The organism is Paenibacillus sp. LRG-1, from assembly GCF_057220305.1.
This window is the reverse complement of sequence record NZ_CM170126.1, coordinates 1,490,587-1,506,420: the sequence shown is the minus strand read 5'-3', so window position 1 is coordinate 1,506,420 and position 15,834 is coordinate 1,490,587. Positions and strand designations below refer to the sequence as shown.

Genomic DNA, 15,834 nt, shown 5'->3' with positions numbered 1-15,834 from the left:
TAGTTCTTTAGACCTATTTTCCGAAAAAAGTGTCTAAAACATGCAATTATTCCTCGTTTCTCAAAGATTACATCTATAAAATTCGTCGGTTTCTGTCGAATAAAACAATGTAGTGATCATCAGACACAGAGGAGCAATAACTATGACTAAAACAAAACAAACAGTTCCGTGGTGGAACAGGTTTCTCAAGCAGTTTTATTTAATGAGGACAAGATTAATAATATCTTTTTTGGCTGTGTTATTGATTCCGAGCGTACTTATCGGGTACTTTTCCTATCAGGGGGCTACGACACAACTCAGTCAGCAAATGGGCGGTTCCGTATATACGAATCTGTATCTGATCCGAAGCAATGTCAATCAGTATGTAGCGCCCATTATGAAAGATCTGGACGTGCTTACCACTGAAATCAAATCTGATTCCATTGGTACCAACCAAGAGGCCCTTCAGAAAAAGTTGGATGTCATCGTCAAGGCTCATCCCGAGCTAGATGCCGCGCTTCTCGGCAATGCGAAAGGGCAATACATACGTTCGCCGAAAAAACAGGAGGACGATTATGACCCCCGGGAGAGAAAATGGTACAAAAATGCAATGCTGGAAAAGGGCAAGGTATTCGTCGGTGTTCCAGTTGCCAGCGTCACGACAGGGAATTTAGTCGTTAATATATCGGGAACGCTGGAGGACGGTGAAGGAGCTGTTTCATTGGCTTTGAATCTGGACAAAATGGGTGAAAGTCTGCAGTCTGTCAAGATTGGTGAACGCGGAGGACTCATTATTGTTGATTCTGAACATAAAGTTGTATCTGGGACTGGAACAGCCTTTAACAAGGCAGGCAAAAAACCTGCTGACGCCATAGAGGGACTTCCCGAAGTGGCGACAACCGTCGAAAATGATACTCCTTCCATGTCGCAAATTCAATTTATGAATCGAGATATGCTGGCCTTTACACTTAAGGACCCTCTCACCGGTTGGAGCATTGTCGCACTGTCGGATCTGGAGGATTACAGTGATGCAGCCCAACCGATTCTGAAGCAAAGCCTGATTGTGATTGTCATTTCCATACTTGCCGCTGCAATCATCATTGTGCTTATGGTCCGCTCGTTCTTAATTCCGCTGCGCAAGCTGCAAGCAGGAACACGCATCGTCCGTGACGGAAATCTGACCGAACGTGTTAATCTATCCAGCAAGGATGAGTTCGGCGAACTGGCACAGAATTTTGACCAGATGACGCATTCCTTGCATACGATGGTTTCCGAGGTCAATCAAACGTCCTCCCGACTTGCTTCCTCTTCTCTGATGATCAAGGAAAGCACAGAGCAAACGACGGAGTCCGTACAACACGTAGCGGAAACGGTTATGGAATCCGCGGAAAATGCAGCCACCAGCGCCGAGGCGTCCGAGCAAACCGCTAATGCCGTTGAAGAAATGGCGAAGGGTGTCAGCACCATTGCCGAATCGGCAAGCTCCATCGTGGATTCAGCAGGACAAACCGAGCATGATGTGGCTCAAGGCAGTCAAATGATCAGCCATGTGCGGACACAAATGGACCGTATTCTGGAAGCTGTAAGCCAAACAGCTAGCCTGATGGATGAGCTATCCCAGCTCTCAGACGATGCGAAGCAGATGAATACAGCTATTGCCGCTATTGCCAAGCAAACCAATTTGTTGTCTCTGAACGCGTCTATTGAAGCTTCCAGAGCAGGCGAAGCCGGGCGTGGATTTGCCGTAGTCGCTATAGAGGTACGCAAGCTGTCTGAGCAATCCAAGGAAAGCGCGGATTCCATCAGTCAGATCATTACTCAGATGCTCGATTTGATTCAACGCTCCACCGCTACCATGAACGGTAATGTTCGTAACCAGGTAGGTGAAGGATTACGTATTAGCCAAGATGCAGAAGGTGCATTTACGAATATTGAACGCTCTACATCTCATATCGTGGAACAAATTCAAAGTGTATCCGCTGCAGCTGAACAAATCTCAGCCAGTACAGAGGAAGTTTCCGCTACTGTCACCCATTTGGCAAGTCTGTCTCGCAATTCAGCGGACAGTTCACAGACAACATCTGCTGCCGCTCAGGAGCAAATGGCGGCCATGGAGGAAATCGCATCTTCGTCTCAGGAGTTGTCCAACATGGCGCAGGATTTGCAACAGCTGGTTAAGCGATTTAAGATTTAACTTACACATTGCATCGTTGCAATTTCATGCAAGTAAGAATGAACAGCAATACATCTTATGACTAACAAAAGCCTTCGTCCGTATACAAATTACGGGCGAAGGCTTTTTACATTAGAGTTCTTAGGATGCTCTCTCTCTTGTCTACTTATAGGGTCATCTGACCGATTAACTGACGGCGTCTATCTCCTTCGGGGTCGTGCTCTACCTTAATATCCTGATGGAAAATAGCTGTAGTCCGCTCTTCCCTGTCGTACATTGGCCAAGCCGCCTCCGACAGCACAGGCTTCCCATCACGTGCAAAAGCAACCCATGCCTGCTGCATAGCTTGAGCCAGCTTCTGCATCGACGGTTGAATCTCTAATCCAAGCTTACCTAGCAGCTCCAGATTATCGAAAACAAACGCAATTTCGGCACCGTGAACCGCTTGTCCAAAGGTAGGATGCCCCGGCAATGTCCAATCAAAACGATACATCCATACAGGCGTATGCGCCGACTGCGCAACAGCAAGAGCCAACGCAGGACGCCAAAAAAATAGATCAGTCAACATTTGCGCCTGTCCCTCAATCGTAACCGGAAATGGTTCTATCAGGTCGCCGATGTCTGACATGCCCGTCATCATCTCCAATGCCTGACTCGCTGTTGACTTGTTCATTAGATGGGATTCTTTTCGGATGAAATAGGCCCCCTCATGCAAGTTCGTTCCAATCAAAACGGATACCTGCTTTGCTGAACCTTGCGCGATTGCAGACAGCGGTACATCTGGCAAGGTCACACCGTCCACGACAGGTTGATAGATCATCGCCATCCCTGGTCCGATGACTTCATGCGTCTTCGCCATAGCTAGCATCAGCGCATCTGTCGGCAGCGTAAACAACCGTTCTGGATGCTGAGTGTCCACACCCAGCTGCTGCAGATACACAGCCGTCACTTGTTCAGCCTGTGAAGTTGACAATACCTGCGACGCACCACTCTGCAAAATCGCACGCTGGAACAGTCCCTCAGCTGCTGGCATCGCCAATAAAGCGGCAATACTCATCGCCCCTGCCGATTCACCGAACACCGTTACTTCGTCCGAGTTACCGCCAAAGGCAGAGATGTGATCCCTAACCCATTCCAGCGCAGCGATCTGATCCAGCAGTCCCGCATTAGAGGTCAGGCCATCTCCCTTTGGAGTCAGATGCAAAAATCCTAACGGCCCTAATCGATAATTGATCGTAACAACCACAACATCGCCACTCTTCGCCATGCGTTCCCCGTCATATAAAGGTATAATCCCGGACCCCGTGACAAAGGCACCGCCATGAATCCACACCATCACCGGGCGTCCCTTCTCAGGTGCCTTCGAAGCAGGTGTCCAAACGTTCAGGTATAAGCAATCCTCTGACTGCTTAGGCGGTTCCACCAGATTTCCAGTCATGCTTTCAGCGGATGGCATAGGTTGCGGACAGATTGGCCCAAAACTCGTCGCAGCCCGTACACCCTCCCAAGACTCCAAAGGCTGGGGCGCGTGAAAACGTAGTTTTCCAACAGGAGGCTGTGCATATGGGATACCTTTCCATACATGATATCCATTCCCCGTTTCCCCACGTAATTGACCTAAACGAGTATGTACTGTAATACTCTCCATCATGAAGCCTCCTTTATTTCGTATCTTCAACACAACGGTATAATATCAATCTTTACATATCTCTATTATACCCTTTGCACACGGCCAAACCAAAAAATACCGGAAGCACTTTTGCGCTCCGGCATTTTTATAAACAAGATAGGGAAATAACGATTAATCCCGAACTTCTTCTTTGGGAATCAGCTTGTAAATTTCTTCGCTTTCCATAGAGTCAATTAGTCGGTCTAGCCACTTATAATAAGCGACGGCCTGCTTCATTTTCAATCGGTCTTGCTGAAGAATCGCCTTAAATTCCTCGTACTCTTCACCCTGATTCATCAATCTGTCCAGCTCATCTATGGCTTTGCGCAGCACCAGTAAATTTGTTTCTACCGCTTTTCTCCATTTAATAGCGAAGAAGTCAGTGAAGGTTTGATGCCAGTCATATTCGACTTCATACAAGTCTTTGCGTGAGCCCTTGCTCCATACCTTATTTACCATTTTCAGATCCAATAATGTTCGAACTCCTGTACTCATGCTCGTTTTGCTCATTTCCATTTCACGGCCCATCTCGTCCAGCGTCATCGGTTTATCCGCAAAAAAAAGCAAACCGTATAAATGCCCCGCAGACAAAGTGATCCCATACAGGTCCATGTTTTTACCTATAGCTTCTATAACACGTTTGCGAATTTTTTGCAGCGAAGCCTGCTGCTCATCACCTAACTGGTACAAGCTCATGCTTGCAACCTCCTAATTTTAGAGCATTTTGCACAACTTAGTATGAACGATTTACCCGTAAAAGATTAGCTTTGACGCAATGTATGAAATCTTTCAATATAAATGAAATGTTTCAAAAACAAAGCTTCTGTCTATATTACAACAGCATGGATCGTTCAAAATCATAATTCGCAAAATTGCTAATGATAGTAAACTTTTAAAATTATGGATATACATAAATCTTTTTCTTATGGTTATATTTCATTGTCTATTTTAAAAAAAGCACTATCGGTTGTAAAGTTCCGAATGTTTGAGCATTCTATAGAACGAAGGAGCATATCAAAGGAAACTTTGTACAGTTTTTTCTGTACGTACTTTATGAACAGTTTTTTTGTTTGAAATGTAAGCAATGCTTCTGTTACAATTAATTTTGTCATTAACCGTTCAGGATGTTCAGAATTATGATTTTTATACTCAATCCTTAATGCAACATGGGGTTAATACCAAGCAAAGTATAGAAAGAAGAGGTGTATGTATGACGATTTTGGAAGTCAAAAATGTCAGCAAACTCTTTGGTCCTCACGCAGAGCAAGGTGTTCCGCTCCTGGAGCAAGGCTGGGGCAAGGAAAAGTTGGCCAAAGAAAAACAGATTACTGTTGGTGTCAATAAGGCCAACATGGAAATTAAGCAAGGTGAAATTTTCGTAATTATGGGTCTATCGGGCAGTGGCAAGTCCACTTTGGTGCGAATGCTAAATCGCTTGATTGAGCCTACCTCCGGTGAAATTCTGGTCCACGGCAAAGATCTCCGTAAGATGAACAAAGAACAACTTCGTGAAGTTCGTCGTAAAACCATCAGCATGGTTTTTCAAAAATTCGCCCTGTTCCCACATCGGACTGTACTAGAAAATGTAGAATATGGTCTTGAAATTCAAAAGGTAGAAAAAGCACAGCGTCAGGAAAAAGCGCAACAAGCGCTGGAACTAGTTGGTCTTAAAAACTGGGGCGATAAAATGCCCGATGAATTGAGTGGCGGTATGCAGCAGCGTGTCGGTCTGGCACGGGCGCTGGCTAATGACCCTGAAGTGCTCCTGATGGATGAAGCGTTCAGTGCATTGGACCCTCTCATTCGCCGTGACATGCAGGATGAGCTGTTGGAGCTTCAAGATAAAATGAAGAAAACAATTGTGTTTATCACCCATGATCTGGATGAAGCGTTGCGGATTGGTGACCGGATTGCATTGATGCGAGACGGTGCGGTCGTACAAATCGGTACACCGGAAGAAATTATGATCCAACCGGCTAACTCTTATGTAGCCCGCTTCGTCGAGGATGTGGATCTGTCCAAGGTATTGACGGCTGCTCATGTCATGCTTCGTCCAGAAACCATTACCATGGATCGTGGTCCGCGTGTGGCTCTGGAATTGATGCGGGAGCGTGGGATTTCCAATTTGTTCGTCATTGACCGCACCAAAAAGCTACTGGGTGTTATTAACGCCGAGGATGCTGTGCATGCACTGCGCAACAATTTGAAGATTGAAGATATTTTGATCACTGACGGACCGCAGGTTCCTGCCGAGACTGTCATTAATGATTTGTTTGAAATTACAAGCTCGTCCAAAGTGCCGCTGGCTGTAGTCGATGATAAGCAGAAGCTACTGGGCGTTATCGTCCGTGGAGCATTGCTCGGCGCACTTGGTGGAGATGTTACCACTATGAAGGAGGTGAATGCCCATGATACCGAAACTGCCAATCGCTGAGTGGATTCAATCCATTGTCGACTGGATGGGTATTCATCTGGCTGGATTGTTTAATGTTATTTCTTCCATTATAGAAGCTGTAGTAGGCTTTTTCTCAGGCCTGTTCATGCTTCCGCACCCTCTGGTGTTCATCGTGATTATCGGGATTATCGCCTTTATGATCGGGCGGGTTCAGCTTACGCTGTTTACTGTCATCGGCTTCCTGCTAATTGATAATCTCGGCTATTGGAGTGAAACAATGAATACGCTGGGACTGGTCATCACGTCTGCGCTCGTATCCATTGTTATCGGGATTCCCATCGGGATCTGGTGTGCATACAGTAAATCCGCATCACGCATTATCACGCCTTTACTTGATTTTATGCAGACGATGCCTGCGTTCGTGTACTTGCTCCCAGCGGTTACCTTTTTCAGCCTAGGTGTTGTACCAGGTGTTATCGCTTCTGTTATCTTTGCTATCCCCCCAACCATTCGTATGACCAACTTGGGGATTATGCAAGTATCGGGTGAGCTGATCGAAGCATCAGACGCTTTCGGTTCAACATCTGCGCAAAAGCTGTTCAAAGTTCAGCTTCCACTGGCTTTGCCTACCTTAATGGCTGGTATTAACCAGACGATCATGCTGTCACTGTCCATGGTTGTTATTGCTTCCATGATCGGTGCAGAAGGCATCGGTGCTGTTGTGTACCGTGCTGTGACACAGCTGCAAATCGGTAAAGGTTTTGAAGCCGGCCTAGCTGTTGTCGTTCTGGCTATTGTGCTTGACCGTTTTACGCAAAACCTGTTTAAACCTACGCAAAAAGGCAAAAGCCGCGTATCCAGCAAGCAAAAAGTATGGATTACTTCTGCAGTTACAGCTGTCATTTTGATCGCTGGTGCATCTCAATATTTTGTTGGTACGGATCATTCCGCATCTGGCAAAGGTAACGCTGCTGCCAACCCGGTTGGCGAAGAAGTCGGTTACAAAATTATCGGTATTGATGCCGGGGCAGGCATTATGAAATCGACTGCCAAAGCAATTCAAGACTACAATTTGTCTGATTGGAAGCTCGTTGAAGGTTCCGGTGCAGCCATGACGGCCACACTGGACAAAGCCATTAAAGCGAAAAAACCGATCATTATTACAGGTTGGACTCCACACTGGATGTTCAACAAGTATGATCTCAAATATTTGGAAGACCCTAAGAAGTCTTATGGTGAAGCCGAGGGTATTCATACGATTGCCCGTAAAGGATTGCAACAGGATGCTCCTATCGCTTATGAGTTTCTGAAACGTTTCAAATGGACACCAGAAGATATGGGTGAAATGATGGTCGCCATTCAAGCCGGAACCAGTCCTGAGCAAGCTGCCAAGGATTGGGCGGAGAAACATGCCGACAAGGTTCAGGAATGGACTCAAGGACTGCAACCTGTCAATGGTGACACCTTCAAGCTAAGTTATGTGGCTTGGGATTCTGAAATTGCCAGCACGAATTTGCTGAAATATATTTTGGAAAACAAACTAGGTTATAAAGTAACCGCACTGCAAGTGGAAGCAGGTCCTATGTGGACGGGTGTCGCTAGTGGTGATGTAGATGCTTCACCTGCGGCATGGCTGCCGTTAACCCACGCGGATTACTGGGCTAAATACAAGGATAAGCTCGACGATCTTGGGGCTAATATGAGTGGTGTTAAAACCGGATTAGTCGTTCCAGCTTACATGGATGTTAAATCGATTACTGATTTGCAGGATAACGGAGCCGAAGCGGCTCCGGCTTCCGCCACAACTGGGGACTTTGGCAAAGAGGTCGGCTACCGCATTGTCGGTACCGACCCTGGAGCCGGACTAATGAAGCTGACCGCTAAAGCTATGAATGACTATGGCTTATCCGACTGGAAGCTGCTTGAAAGCTCTGGAGCTGCTATGACCGCTACACTGGATAAAGCTATCAAAGCCAAGCAGCCTATCGTCGTAACAGGTTGGACTCCTCACTGGATGTTTAATAAATATGATTTAAAATACTTGAAAGATCCTAAAAAAGCGTACGGTGATAAGGAAGAAATTCATACCATCGCCCGCAAAGGCTTGAAGCAGGATGCTCCAGTGGCTTATGAATTTCTAAGCAGATTTAAGTGGACTGCTGAAGATATGGGTGAAGTGATGATCGCGATTCAGGACGGTACTGCCCCACAACAGGCTGCCAAGAACTGGGCTGATAAACATCCTGACAAGGTTCAGGAATGGATCAAGGGCCTACAGCCCGTCAACGGTGATCCTTTGAAGCTGAGCTACGCTGCTTGGGATTCTGAAATTGCCAGTACGAACGTATTGAAATATGTATTGGAACAAAAATTGGGCTATAAAGTAACAGCCCTGCAAGTGGAAATCGGCCCAATGTGGACTGGCGTGGCCGGCGGAAGTGTAGATGCTACTGCTGCCGCTTGGCTTCCATTGACGCATGCTGATTATTGGGCTCAATACAAGGATAAGGTGGATGACATCGGAACCAGCATGACTGGCGTTATGTCCGGGCTTGTCGTTCCATCCTATGTGCCGATTGATTCTATCGAGGATCTTAAGCCGCCGCAATAATATTTTTTCCACTTTTAAACCATACGAATAAGCGAAAGTCAGATCAGGATTTAATCCTGATCTGACTTTTTATGATATCCATATTTAAAGTTGCTCTCAGCCTTTTAGCGTGAATCCTTCTTGAGCGGGCACATCGGCATGCTGCCCTGTCGTCTGGTGCTGTCTAAAGAATAACGGATAGATCGCGAAGGACACCAGCAGACTCACACAACCAATGACGCCCAAGGCAATCATATCTTTGAAGATGTATGTGATATCCAGTCCTTTGAGCGTGATATTCCGTACAGCATCCAGGTAATACGTCAGTGGCAATATTTCAGCAAGCCCCCGCAAGAAGCCGGGCATTGCCTCTAATGGCCACGTATAGCCTGATAGCATAAAGGAAGGAACAGCAATCAACATCAGGGTTTGGGTCGCATCCACTCTAGTCTTGGAAAAGAGACTGAATAGGAATCCTAACCCGCACAGTGCAAAGTTAAAGGCCAGCGACACTAAAATCAACGGTAATACCTGTCCCCTAAACGGAATATCGAAGCATAAAGCGCTGATACTGAATACAGTCAGCACATTGAAAGCTCCCGCTGCATAATACGGTGCCAGTTTGGCAATAGCCATACGCCAAGGGGTATTTCTCCATGCACCAAATCTCCCCCAAGTCCCTGCTTCCTTATCACGCGTGCAAGACAACGCAATACCAAGCAGCAAACACTGCTGGAGAGCCGCAGAAATAACCCCTAATGGCATGAAAAGTTTATAATCATATACCGGGTTAAACAACACTCTGGACCGGAACGGGATGGTAGTCAGCGTCGCGGCAGCCTGATCGGAGTTCATTCCCTTTTGCTTCATGGAATTGACCGATACTCCGGCACTCACACTGCTAATAACCTGATTCGCAATCCGACTGGCGCTGTTGGAATACATCATATTACTGCCGTCAATCAGCGTGAGCACGGGTGGATTTTCCCCATGCTTAAGCCGAGTCGTAAAGTTGTCGGGAATGACGATTCCGACCTTAGCTTCCCCGGTCTCTACCTGACGGACAACATCTTCCTGATTGGTCGCTTGCCGTGTAACGGCAAATGAATCGGTCGAATCAAACGCCTGAATGATCTGGCGACTGAGCTGCGAATTATCTCCGTCGTACACTGTGACAGGCATCTCGGTAATCCGCTGATGTGAATACAGGAAGCCAAATAGTATCGTATACACAATCGGCGTAATCAGCAGAATAGCCATAAAGCGGCGGTCCCGGAAGATGCTCAGCCATTCCTCGCGAAACACATCGCGGATACGAAGTCTTTCCTGTGAATCCTGCATATTACTGCGCCCCTTTGCCTGTAAACAGAACCGTGGAGCCTGTTGGAACCGAAGCAGCAAGGTCTGGCAATGCTACTTTAACACCGAAGGAACGGACATCCTTGTCACCGGAGCTTTGGCTCGGTTTTTGAATGGCAAAGTCCGCAGCCGATTCTAACAGAATGACTTTACCCTTCAGCTCCTTACCGCCAGACAGCAATTTAATTTGGACTGTATCCCCTGCTTGAAGACCGTTCAGAGACGTTTCAGGTACATAGAATTTAGCCCAACGTTGTGTCGAAGTTTCAATGGTATAGACCGGGAATCCTGCGCTAGCCATTTCACCTAAGCTAAGCGACTTGGATTTTATGATTCCATCTTCTGACGCATATAGCGTAGTGTAGCTCAAATAGGTCTGAGCCTCTTGAAGCGCGGCTTCCGCTTGGGCTACCTGAGCATTGGCACCTGCAACCGCAGATTGTGCCTGCTCAACTGTGGATTGCGCCGCCTTCACAGCGGATTGCGCTTGCTCTACCGAAGCCTGAGCAGCTTTGACGTCTTCCTGTTGCACAGCAACTTTGCCCGCTCCTGCCTGTGCTTCCTTCACCGCAGCCAAGGCTTGACGGTATTGAGCTTCAGCCGCCGTAATTTCCTCCTTGCGGCTTCCCTCCCGTGCCATATCCAATTTTTGCGACTCTGCATTATATTTGGCCACTGCCTGTTGATGTTCCAATGTCGCTTGATCCAAAGATGCCTGGGTTGCTGCTCCGGCTTCTTGAAGCTTTTTGGCACGCTCCAAATTTTTAACGGTCAGGTCCAGCGTTTCCTTGGCTATCTTCACAGATACTTGTAATTGCTCAAGCTCCTGCGGTCTTGCCCCGCTCTTGAGGGCATCCAGTTTTGCCTTGGCGGCGTTCGCAGCCGCTTTGGCCTGTTCGATCTGGCTGGAGGAAGCCTCTGCGGTCACACTGACCGATGTCGTACCTTGGCTTTTCTTGGCCTGAGCAGCACTCACAGTGGCCTGTGCCTGGCCTACTCCTGCTTGAGCCTGCAACACTCCAGCTTTTGCTTTGGATACATTACTCTTGGCTGCCAGCAACGCCGCCTGTGCCTGCTTCACCTTATCTTCCAACTCGCGACTTTCCAGATGGGCTAACACCTGCCCCTTTTTAACCTGATCGCCTTCTTTGACGAGCATCTGGTCAATCCGTCCTGCCATTTTAAAGCTGGCATTGAGGGTATCCGACTCCACATAAGCCGTAGGAATGGAAGAAGACTGATCCGCAGACAAGCTGCTTCCACCCCGTGGAAAAGCAGTCAAGGCATATATTCCAACCGCGATTAAAATAATAAGTACGACGTAAATCGTATATTTTTTAGCTTTCATGTTCTCATCACTCCATCTGTCTATTAATGTTGCATGCCCAATGCATTACACACAAATACTTCAATACTTTCTCGAACCTCTTGCAGATTCATCGTTTCGCCCCAAACCATAGACCGCATCGGAGCGAAAATGTAAATCCCAAATAAGCAATTGGCTGTTGTTTTGGCATCCAGCTTACTTGAAATTTTCCCATATAACTTACCGGAATCGATCTCTGCCTCCATAAAATCAAAATAATCAGCCAGCACCTGCCTAATATTAAAATGCTGCTCTTGTGAAACCCAGCCCTTACTGACCAATAGACGGCAAAAGTCCGGCTCTCTCACAATAAACTCAATATGTACTTGGATCAGCTTACGAACCCTAAGCTCCACCTGATCTTTAGGAGTATGAGCCATTGCTTCATGGATATCCCGGACAAAACGCTCCATCCCCATCTTCAAAATGTAAATGTACAAATCTTGCTTGTTTTTAAAATTGTAATACAGGGTGCCCTTGGCTATGCCGCATACCTTGGCGATTTCCTCCATATTTGTTTCATTAAAGCCTCGTTCGGAAAAAGCTTTGAGTGCGCCGTTAAAAATAATTTCCTTTGTCTGCTGTTTCATGCTTCCTCCTTTTTTGAACTGACCGTCCAGTACAAAAATTATGTATTTATTATAAGCCCATTTTTAGTTATCCAGCAATAGGAAAAATGAAAATAATTCATTTTAGACATTTCGTCTAAACACTCATTCTAAAAATGAAAATGCAAAAACGGATCGAATAAGTGAGGGGGTCACTCATTCGATCCGTTATGTCATAAAATCGGATGATAAGGGGGCCATTCTACAGATTATCAACCGATTTTAAGGGAAGGCCGACTATTTTTTTACGGTTTGATTGTATTGAGCAATTTTGCCTGTAATTTCTTGTGCAGCTTGATCCAATGCCTGTTTTGGCTGTTGCTGGCCACTCAGCACGGCCTCAATTGCACCTTCTACGATTTGACGCGCTTCTGGAAATACGCCCATCACCGCGCCCTGTGTAGCGGTGGATTGTGCCGATGCGTGCAATTGGTCAACCGCCGTCTGGAATTGCGGATATTTTACCATATTATCTTTGAGTACCTTCTCGTCATAGGCTGCTTTCGTGATCGGGAAGTACCCAGTATTTACACTCCATTGTGCCTGTACAGCTGGGGAAGCGACGAATTTAATGAACTCCCATGCTGCCTTCTGCTGAGCTTCGGGCTTGTTGTTCATGATGTACAAGCTTGCGCCGCCTACAACCACGCCGCCTTCTTTAGCTTCATTGGATCTTGGCAGGAATCCTGTGCCTACTTCAAATTTATCGCCAACCTGCTCCACAATATTACGCAGCGAAGCGGTGGAATCCAGCGTCATCGCAATTTGTCCTGCGGAAAAAGCCTTTGCCGTATCGTCCGAGTTACGTCCCAGATTGGATACAACCTTTTCATCGATCATTTTCTTCCACCACGTCAGCGTTTTTACACCGGCATCCGAATTCAGCATGGATTCCGTTGCCGCTTGATCACGACCATTGCCATTATTCACATAATCCGCGTTCTGATTGGCAAACAGTTGCTCCATGAACCAGCCGTAGATGGCAATGGAAGCACCGGATTTACCATCCTTGCTCAAGGCTTTTGCAGCCTTTTCGAACTCATCATACGTTTTCGGAGGATTAGCTGGATCAAGTCCTGCGGCTTTGAATGCGTCCTTGTTGTAATATAAAATCGGGTTTGACGTATTGAACGGCATGGCGTTCAATTTACCATCAATCGTGTAGTATCGTGTAATATTCGGCTCTAGCTGCGACAGATCAAACTTATCTGCATCAATAAATTGTTGTACGGGTGTGATCATTTTGGAGTCGATCATAAATTTACTGCCGATTTCGTATACCTGAATGATGTCCGGTCCGCTATTGGATCCAAGCGACGCTTTCAGCTTGTTCAAGCTGTCATCATATTTGCCTTGATATACTGGCTCTACCTGAATGTCCTTATGACTGGCGTTAAAGTCAGCAGCGATCTGCTTGATTGCTTTTTCACCGTTACCGGACATCGAATGCCACCAAGTCAGCTTCACTGGAGAAGCCGCTGCTCCCCCATCACTACCATTACTCGGCTTCTCTGCAGCAGTATTATTGCTACAACCTGCTGCAACCACCATGGCAGTCAGAATAAGCAGGGTCAATGCACTTTTCAGACGAAAAAATCCCATAATCTCTCTTCTCTCCCTTTGATTAAATGATTCTTGAATTGGCATTCTCTTGCGTATTCTTGTGTGTTGAAGCTCTGTATATGGGCTGCTTGCGCAGGTGTTGCTTTTCATTTGACATATGTGCTTAGCCTTTAAGCGCACCCGCTGCCATTCCACGAACCAACTGTTTTAGTCCAAAGATCAGCAGAAGCAGAGACGGTAAAATGACTAGGGCCGTACCCGCAAATACCAGATTCCATGAAGTCGATTCCTGAAATTCGAGCATGGATATTCCGATTTGTACCGTACGCATATTCTCGCTATTGGTGATCAGTAAAGGCCAGAGGTACGAATTGTACATATTCAGGAACGAATACACAGCCAGTGTTCCGAGCGCAGGGCGCGATAACGGAAGCACATGGAACAGAAAGTAACGGATATGCCCGCACCCATCCATACGAGCCGCCTCAAACAGTTCCTTGGGAAGCTGGAGAAAAAATTGCCTTAATAGGAATGTCCCGAATGCCGTCGCCAGAAAAGGGACCGTCAATCCTTGATACGTATCAAGCCAGTTCCAGCTTCGTACCGTCAGGTAGTTTGGAATAATGGTCACTTCCCAAGGGATCATCATCGTCGCTACAAACATGCTGAAAATGAAGTTTTTCCCCTTGAATTCCATTTTGGCAAAGGCGTAGGCCGCCAAGCTGGCTGTAATCAGCTGCCCAATCATGGTCAGACCCGAAATGAGAAATGTATTTCCAATAAAGGCTGCAATCGGAACAATTTCAAACACTTCAGTGAAATTCGCCAAATGAAAAGAATGTGGAAGAAAGCTTGGTGGATAAGCGCTTGCTTCCTCCGGCGACATGACTGCCATAAAAAACGTATATATAACCGGATACAAAATGAGAGCAGCTGCAATCGTAAGCAGCACATACAGCAATGTTGAATTCAGGTGTCTTTTCATTGGTAATGCACCTTTCTTTCCACCCATTTGAACTGAATCATCGTGAGCAGCAGAATGACAGCAAACAAGACAATCGCCTGCGCGCTCCCCGTTCCGAACCGGAAATTAACGAAAGCTTCCTGATAGATGGAATACACGAATACATTCGTACTGTTCACCGGGCCGCCTTTGGTCAAAATGTTAATTTGAGCAAAAGACTGGAAGGCTCCAATGATGGAAACTACAGTCACAAAAAAGATCGTCGGTGATAACAGTGGCATGGAGATACGCCAGAACGTGACGAGCGGGCCAGCTCCGTCCATTTTGGCACTTTCATACATATCATCTGGAATCCCTTGAAGTCCGCTTGATAAGATAATGTAATTGAAGCCTAGATTCATCCAGATGGTCATCATGGCTACTGAGAACAGCGCCCAATCCGGGCTGGTCAGCCATGGAACCGGATTGATATGTAGTAGGGAAAGCACATAGTTGAACATCCCCAGTGTCGGATGAAAAAGAAATTTCCAAATGACCGCAGATGAACCGACCGACAACACCATCGGCAGCGAAAAGGCAAACTGGAAGATACGCATTCCCCGTAATTTACTGTGTGTAAGTGCAGCCAGTACCAGCGCCAATAAAATACCTACTGGTACTGTTAGCAGTGCAAACAGGAGTGTCACCTTAATCCCTTGCAGAAACAGTCCCGAGCTGAAAAGTGTAGTGAAATTATCTAACCCCACATAAGCTGCAACGTTTCCTGCGGGATCTGTAGAATGCAAGCTGAGATAAACGGACTTGATCATCGGATAAAACATAAATACAGCAAACAAAATAAGCGATGGAGCCAAAAAGGTATACGCCAGCGCGTTTTCGCGCAGTCTTTGAATTTTTAGCGAACCCGTGCGTATGCGGGCTTTAGACGAAGTCTGTTGCTGACTCCTCGTCCCCAGTCCCATAGATTTGTTAAGCTCACCCAAAACGGATCGCCCCTTTCTTTTCAAACCAACCTCAGTAAGTGTATCGTTTCGATGTAAAGGGAACGTCAAGTGGGCTGGAGTAAAATGTTAATGTTTTTTCTTTTTGTAAAAGCAACTCTCTATAGGTATGAGCACAAAGACATAGACTCCTGCATACGATGCATCATTACATGGTATGGAGGTTA

Annotated in this window: 11 protein-coding genes; 3 read left to right on the top strand and 8 right to left on the bottom strand. The window is 46.5% G+C overall.

All coding sequences use genetic code 11. From position 1 onward, the window contains the following. Window positions 1-142 precede the first annotated feature (142 nt). Window positions 143-2,173 (top strand): methyl-accepting chemotaxis protein, encoded by a 2,031-nt coding sequence (locus ACUUJN_RS06545; protein ID WP_053324890.1) that lies wholly within the window; start codon window positions 143-145, stop codon window positions 2,171-2,173. A 145-nt stretch (window positions 2,174-2,318) separates the two neighbouring features. Here ACUUJN_RS06545 and ACUUJN_RS06540 read toward each other — a convergent pair whose 3' ends face one another. Beyond that, window positions 2,319-3,800 (bottom strand): carboxylesterase/lipase family protein, encoded by a 1,482-nt coding sequence (locus tag ACUUJN_RS06540; protein ID WP_076294987.1) that lies wholly within the window; start codon window positions 3,798-3,800, stop codon window positions 2,319-2,321. A 153-nt stretch (window positions 3,801-3,953) separates the two neighbouring features. Next, entirely contained in the window at window positions 3,954-4,517 is a 564-nt protein-coding gene (locus ACUUJN_RS06535; protein WP_023987581.1) for a GbsR/MarR family transcriptional regulator, read from the bottom strand. A 514-nt stretch (window positions 4,518-5,031) separates the two neighbouring features. On the opposite strand from ACUUJN_RS06535, the gene ACUUJN_RS06530 reads away from it, so the two are divergent. After that, complete coding sequence (locus ACUUJN_RS06530) at window positions 5,032-6,255, top strand: quaternary amine ABC transporter ATP-binding protein (protein WP_028543061.1); 1,224 nt, start codon at window positions 5,032-5,034, stop codon at window positions 6,253-6,255. After that, entirely contained in the window at window positions 6,230-8,827 is a 2,598-nt protein-coding gene (locus tag ACUUJN_RS06525) for a glycine betaine ABC transporter substrate-binding protein (RefSeq protein WP_023987579.1), read from the top strand. The genes ACUUJN_RS06530 and ACUUJN_RS06525 overlap by 26 nt, the downstream gene beginning before the upstream one ends. A gap of 96 nt (window positions 8,828-8,923) precedes the next feature. On the opposite strand, the gene ACUUJN_RS06520 is transcribed toward ACUUJN_RS06525, so the two are convergent. From ACUUJN_RS06520 to ACUUJN_RS06495, 6 genes are all read right to left on the bottom strand, one after another. Next, window positions 8,924-10,147 carry an ABC transporter permease gene (locus tag ACUUJN_RS06520; protein ID WP_023987578.1) on the bottom strand — a complete coding sequence of 408 codons (1,224 nt, stop codon included), beginning with the start codon at window positions 10,145-10,147 and terminating at the stop codon, window positions 8,924-8,926. 1 nt (window position 10,148) lies between these two features. Then, window positions 10,149-11,513, bottom strand: a complete 1,365-nt coding sequence (locus ACUUJN_RS06515) for an HlyD family secretion protein (protein ID WP_023987577.1) — start codon at window positions 11,511-11,513, stop codon at window positions 10,149-10,151. 23 nt (window positions 11,514-11,536) lie between these two features. Next, window positions 11,537-12,121 (bottom strand): TetR/AcrR family transcriptional regulator, encoded by a 585-nt coding sequence (locus tag ACUUJN_RS06510; protein WP_023987576.1) that lies wholly within the window; start codon window positions 12,119-12,121, stop codon window positions 11,537-11,539. 255 nt (window positions 12,122-12,376) lie between these two features. Next, on the bottom strand, window positions 12,377-13,741 hold the full coding sequence (locus tag ACUUJN_RS06505; protein ID WP_023987575.1) for an ABC transporter substrate-binding protein: 1,365 nt from the start codon (window positions 13,739-13,741) through the stop codon (window positions 12,377-12,379). A 124-nt stretch (window positions 13,742-13,865) separates the two neighbouring features. After that, window positions 13,866-14,687 (bottom strand): carbohydrate ABC transporter permease, encoded by an 822-nt coding sequence (locus tag ACUUJN_RS06500; protein WP_023987574.1) that lies wholly within the window; start codon window positions 14,685-14,687, stop codon window positions 13,866-13,868. Next, complete coding sequence (locus ACUUJN_RS06495) at window positions 14,684-15,649, bottom strand: carbohydrate ABC transporter permease (protein ID WP_023987573.1); 966 nt, start codon at window positions 15,647-15,649, stop codon at window positions 14,684-14,686. Before ACUUJN_RS06495 ends, ACUUJN_RS06500 begins: the two co-directional genes overlap by 4 nt. Between the last annotated feature and the right edge of the window lie 185 nt (window positions 15,650-15,834).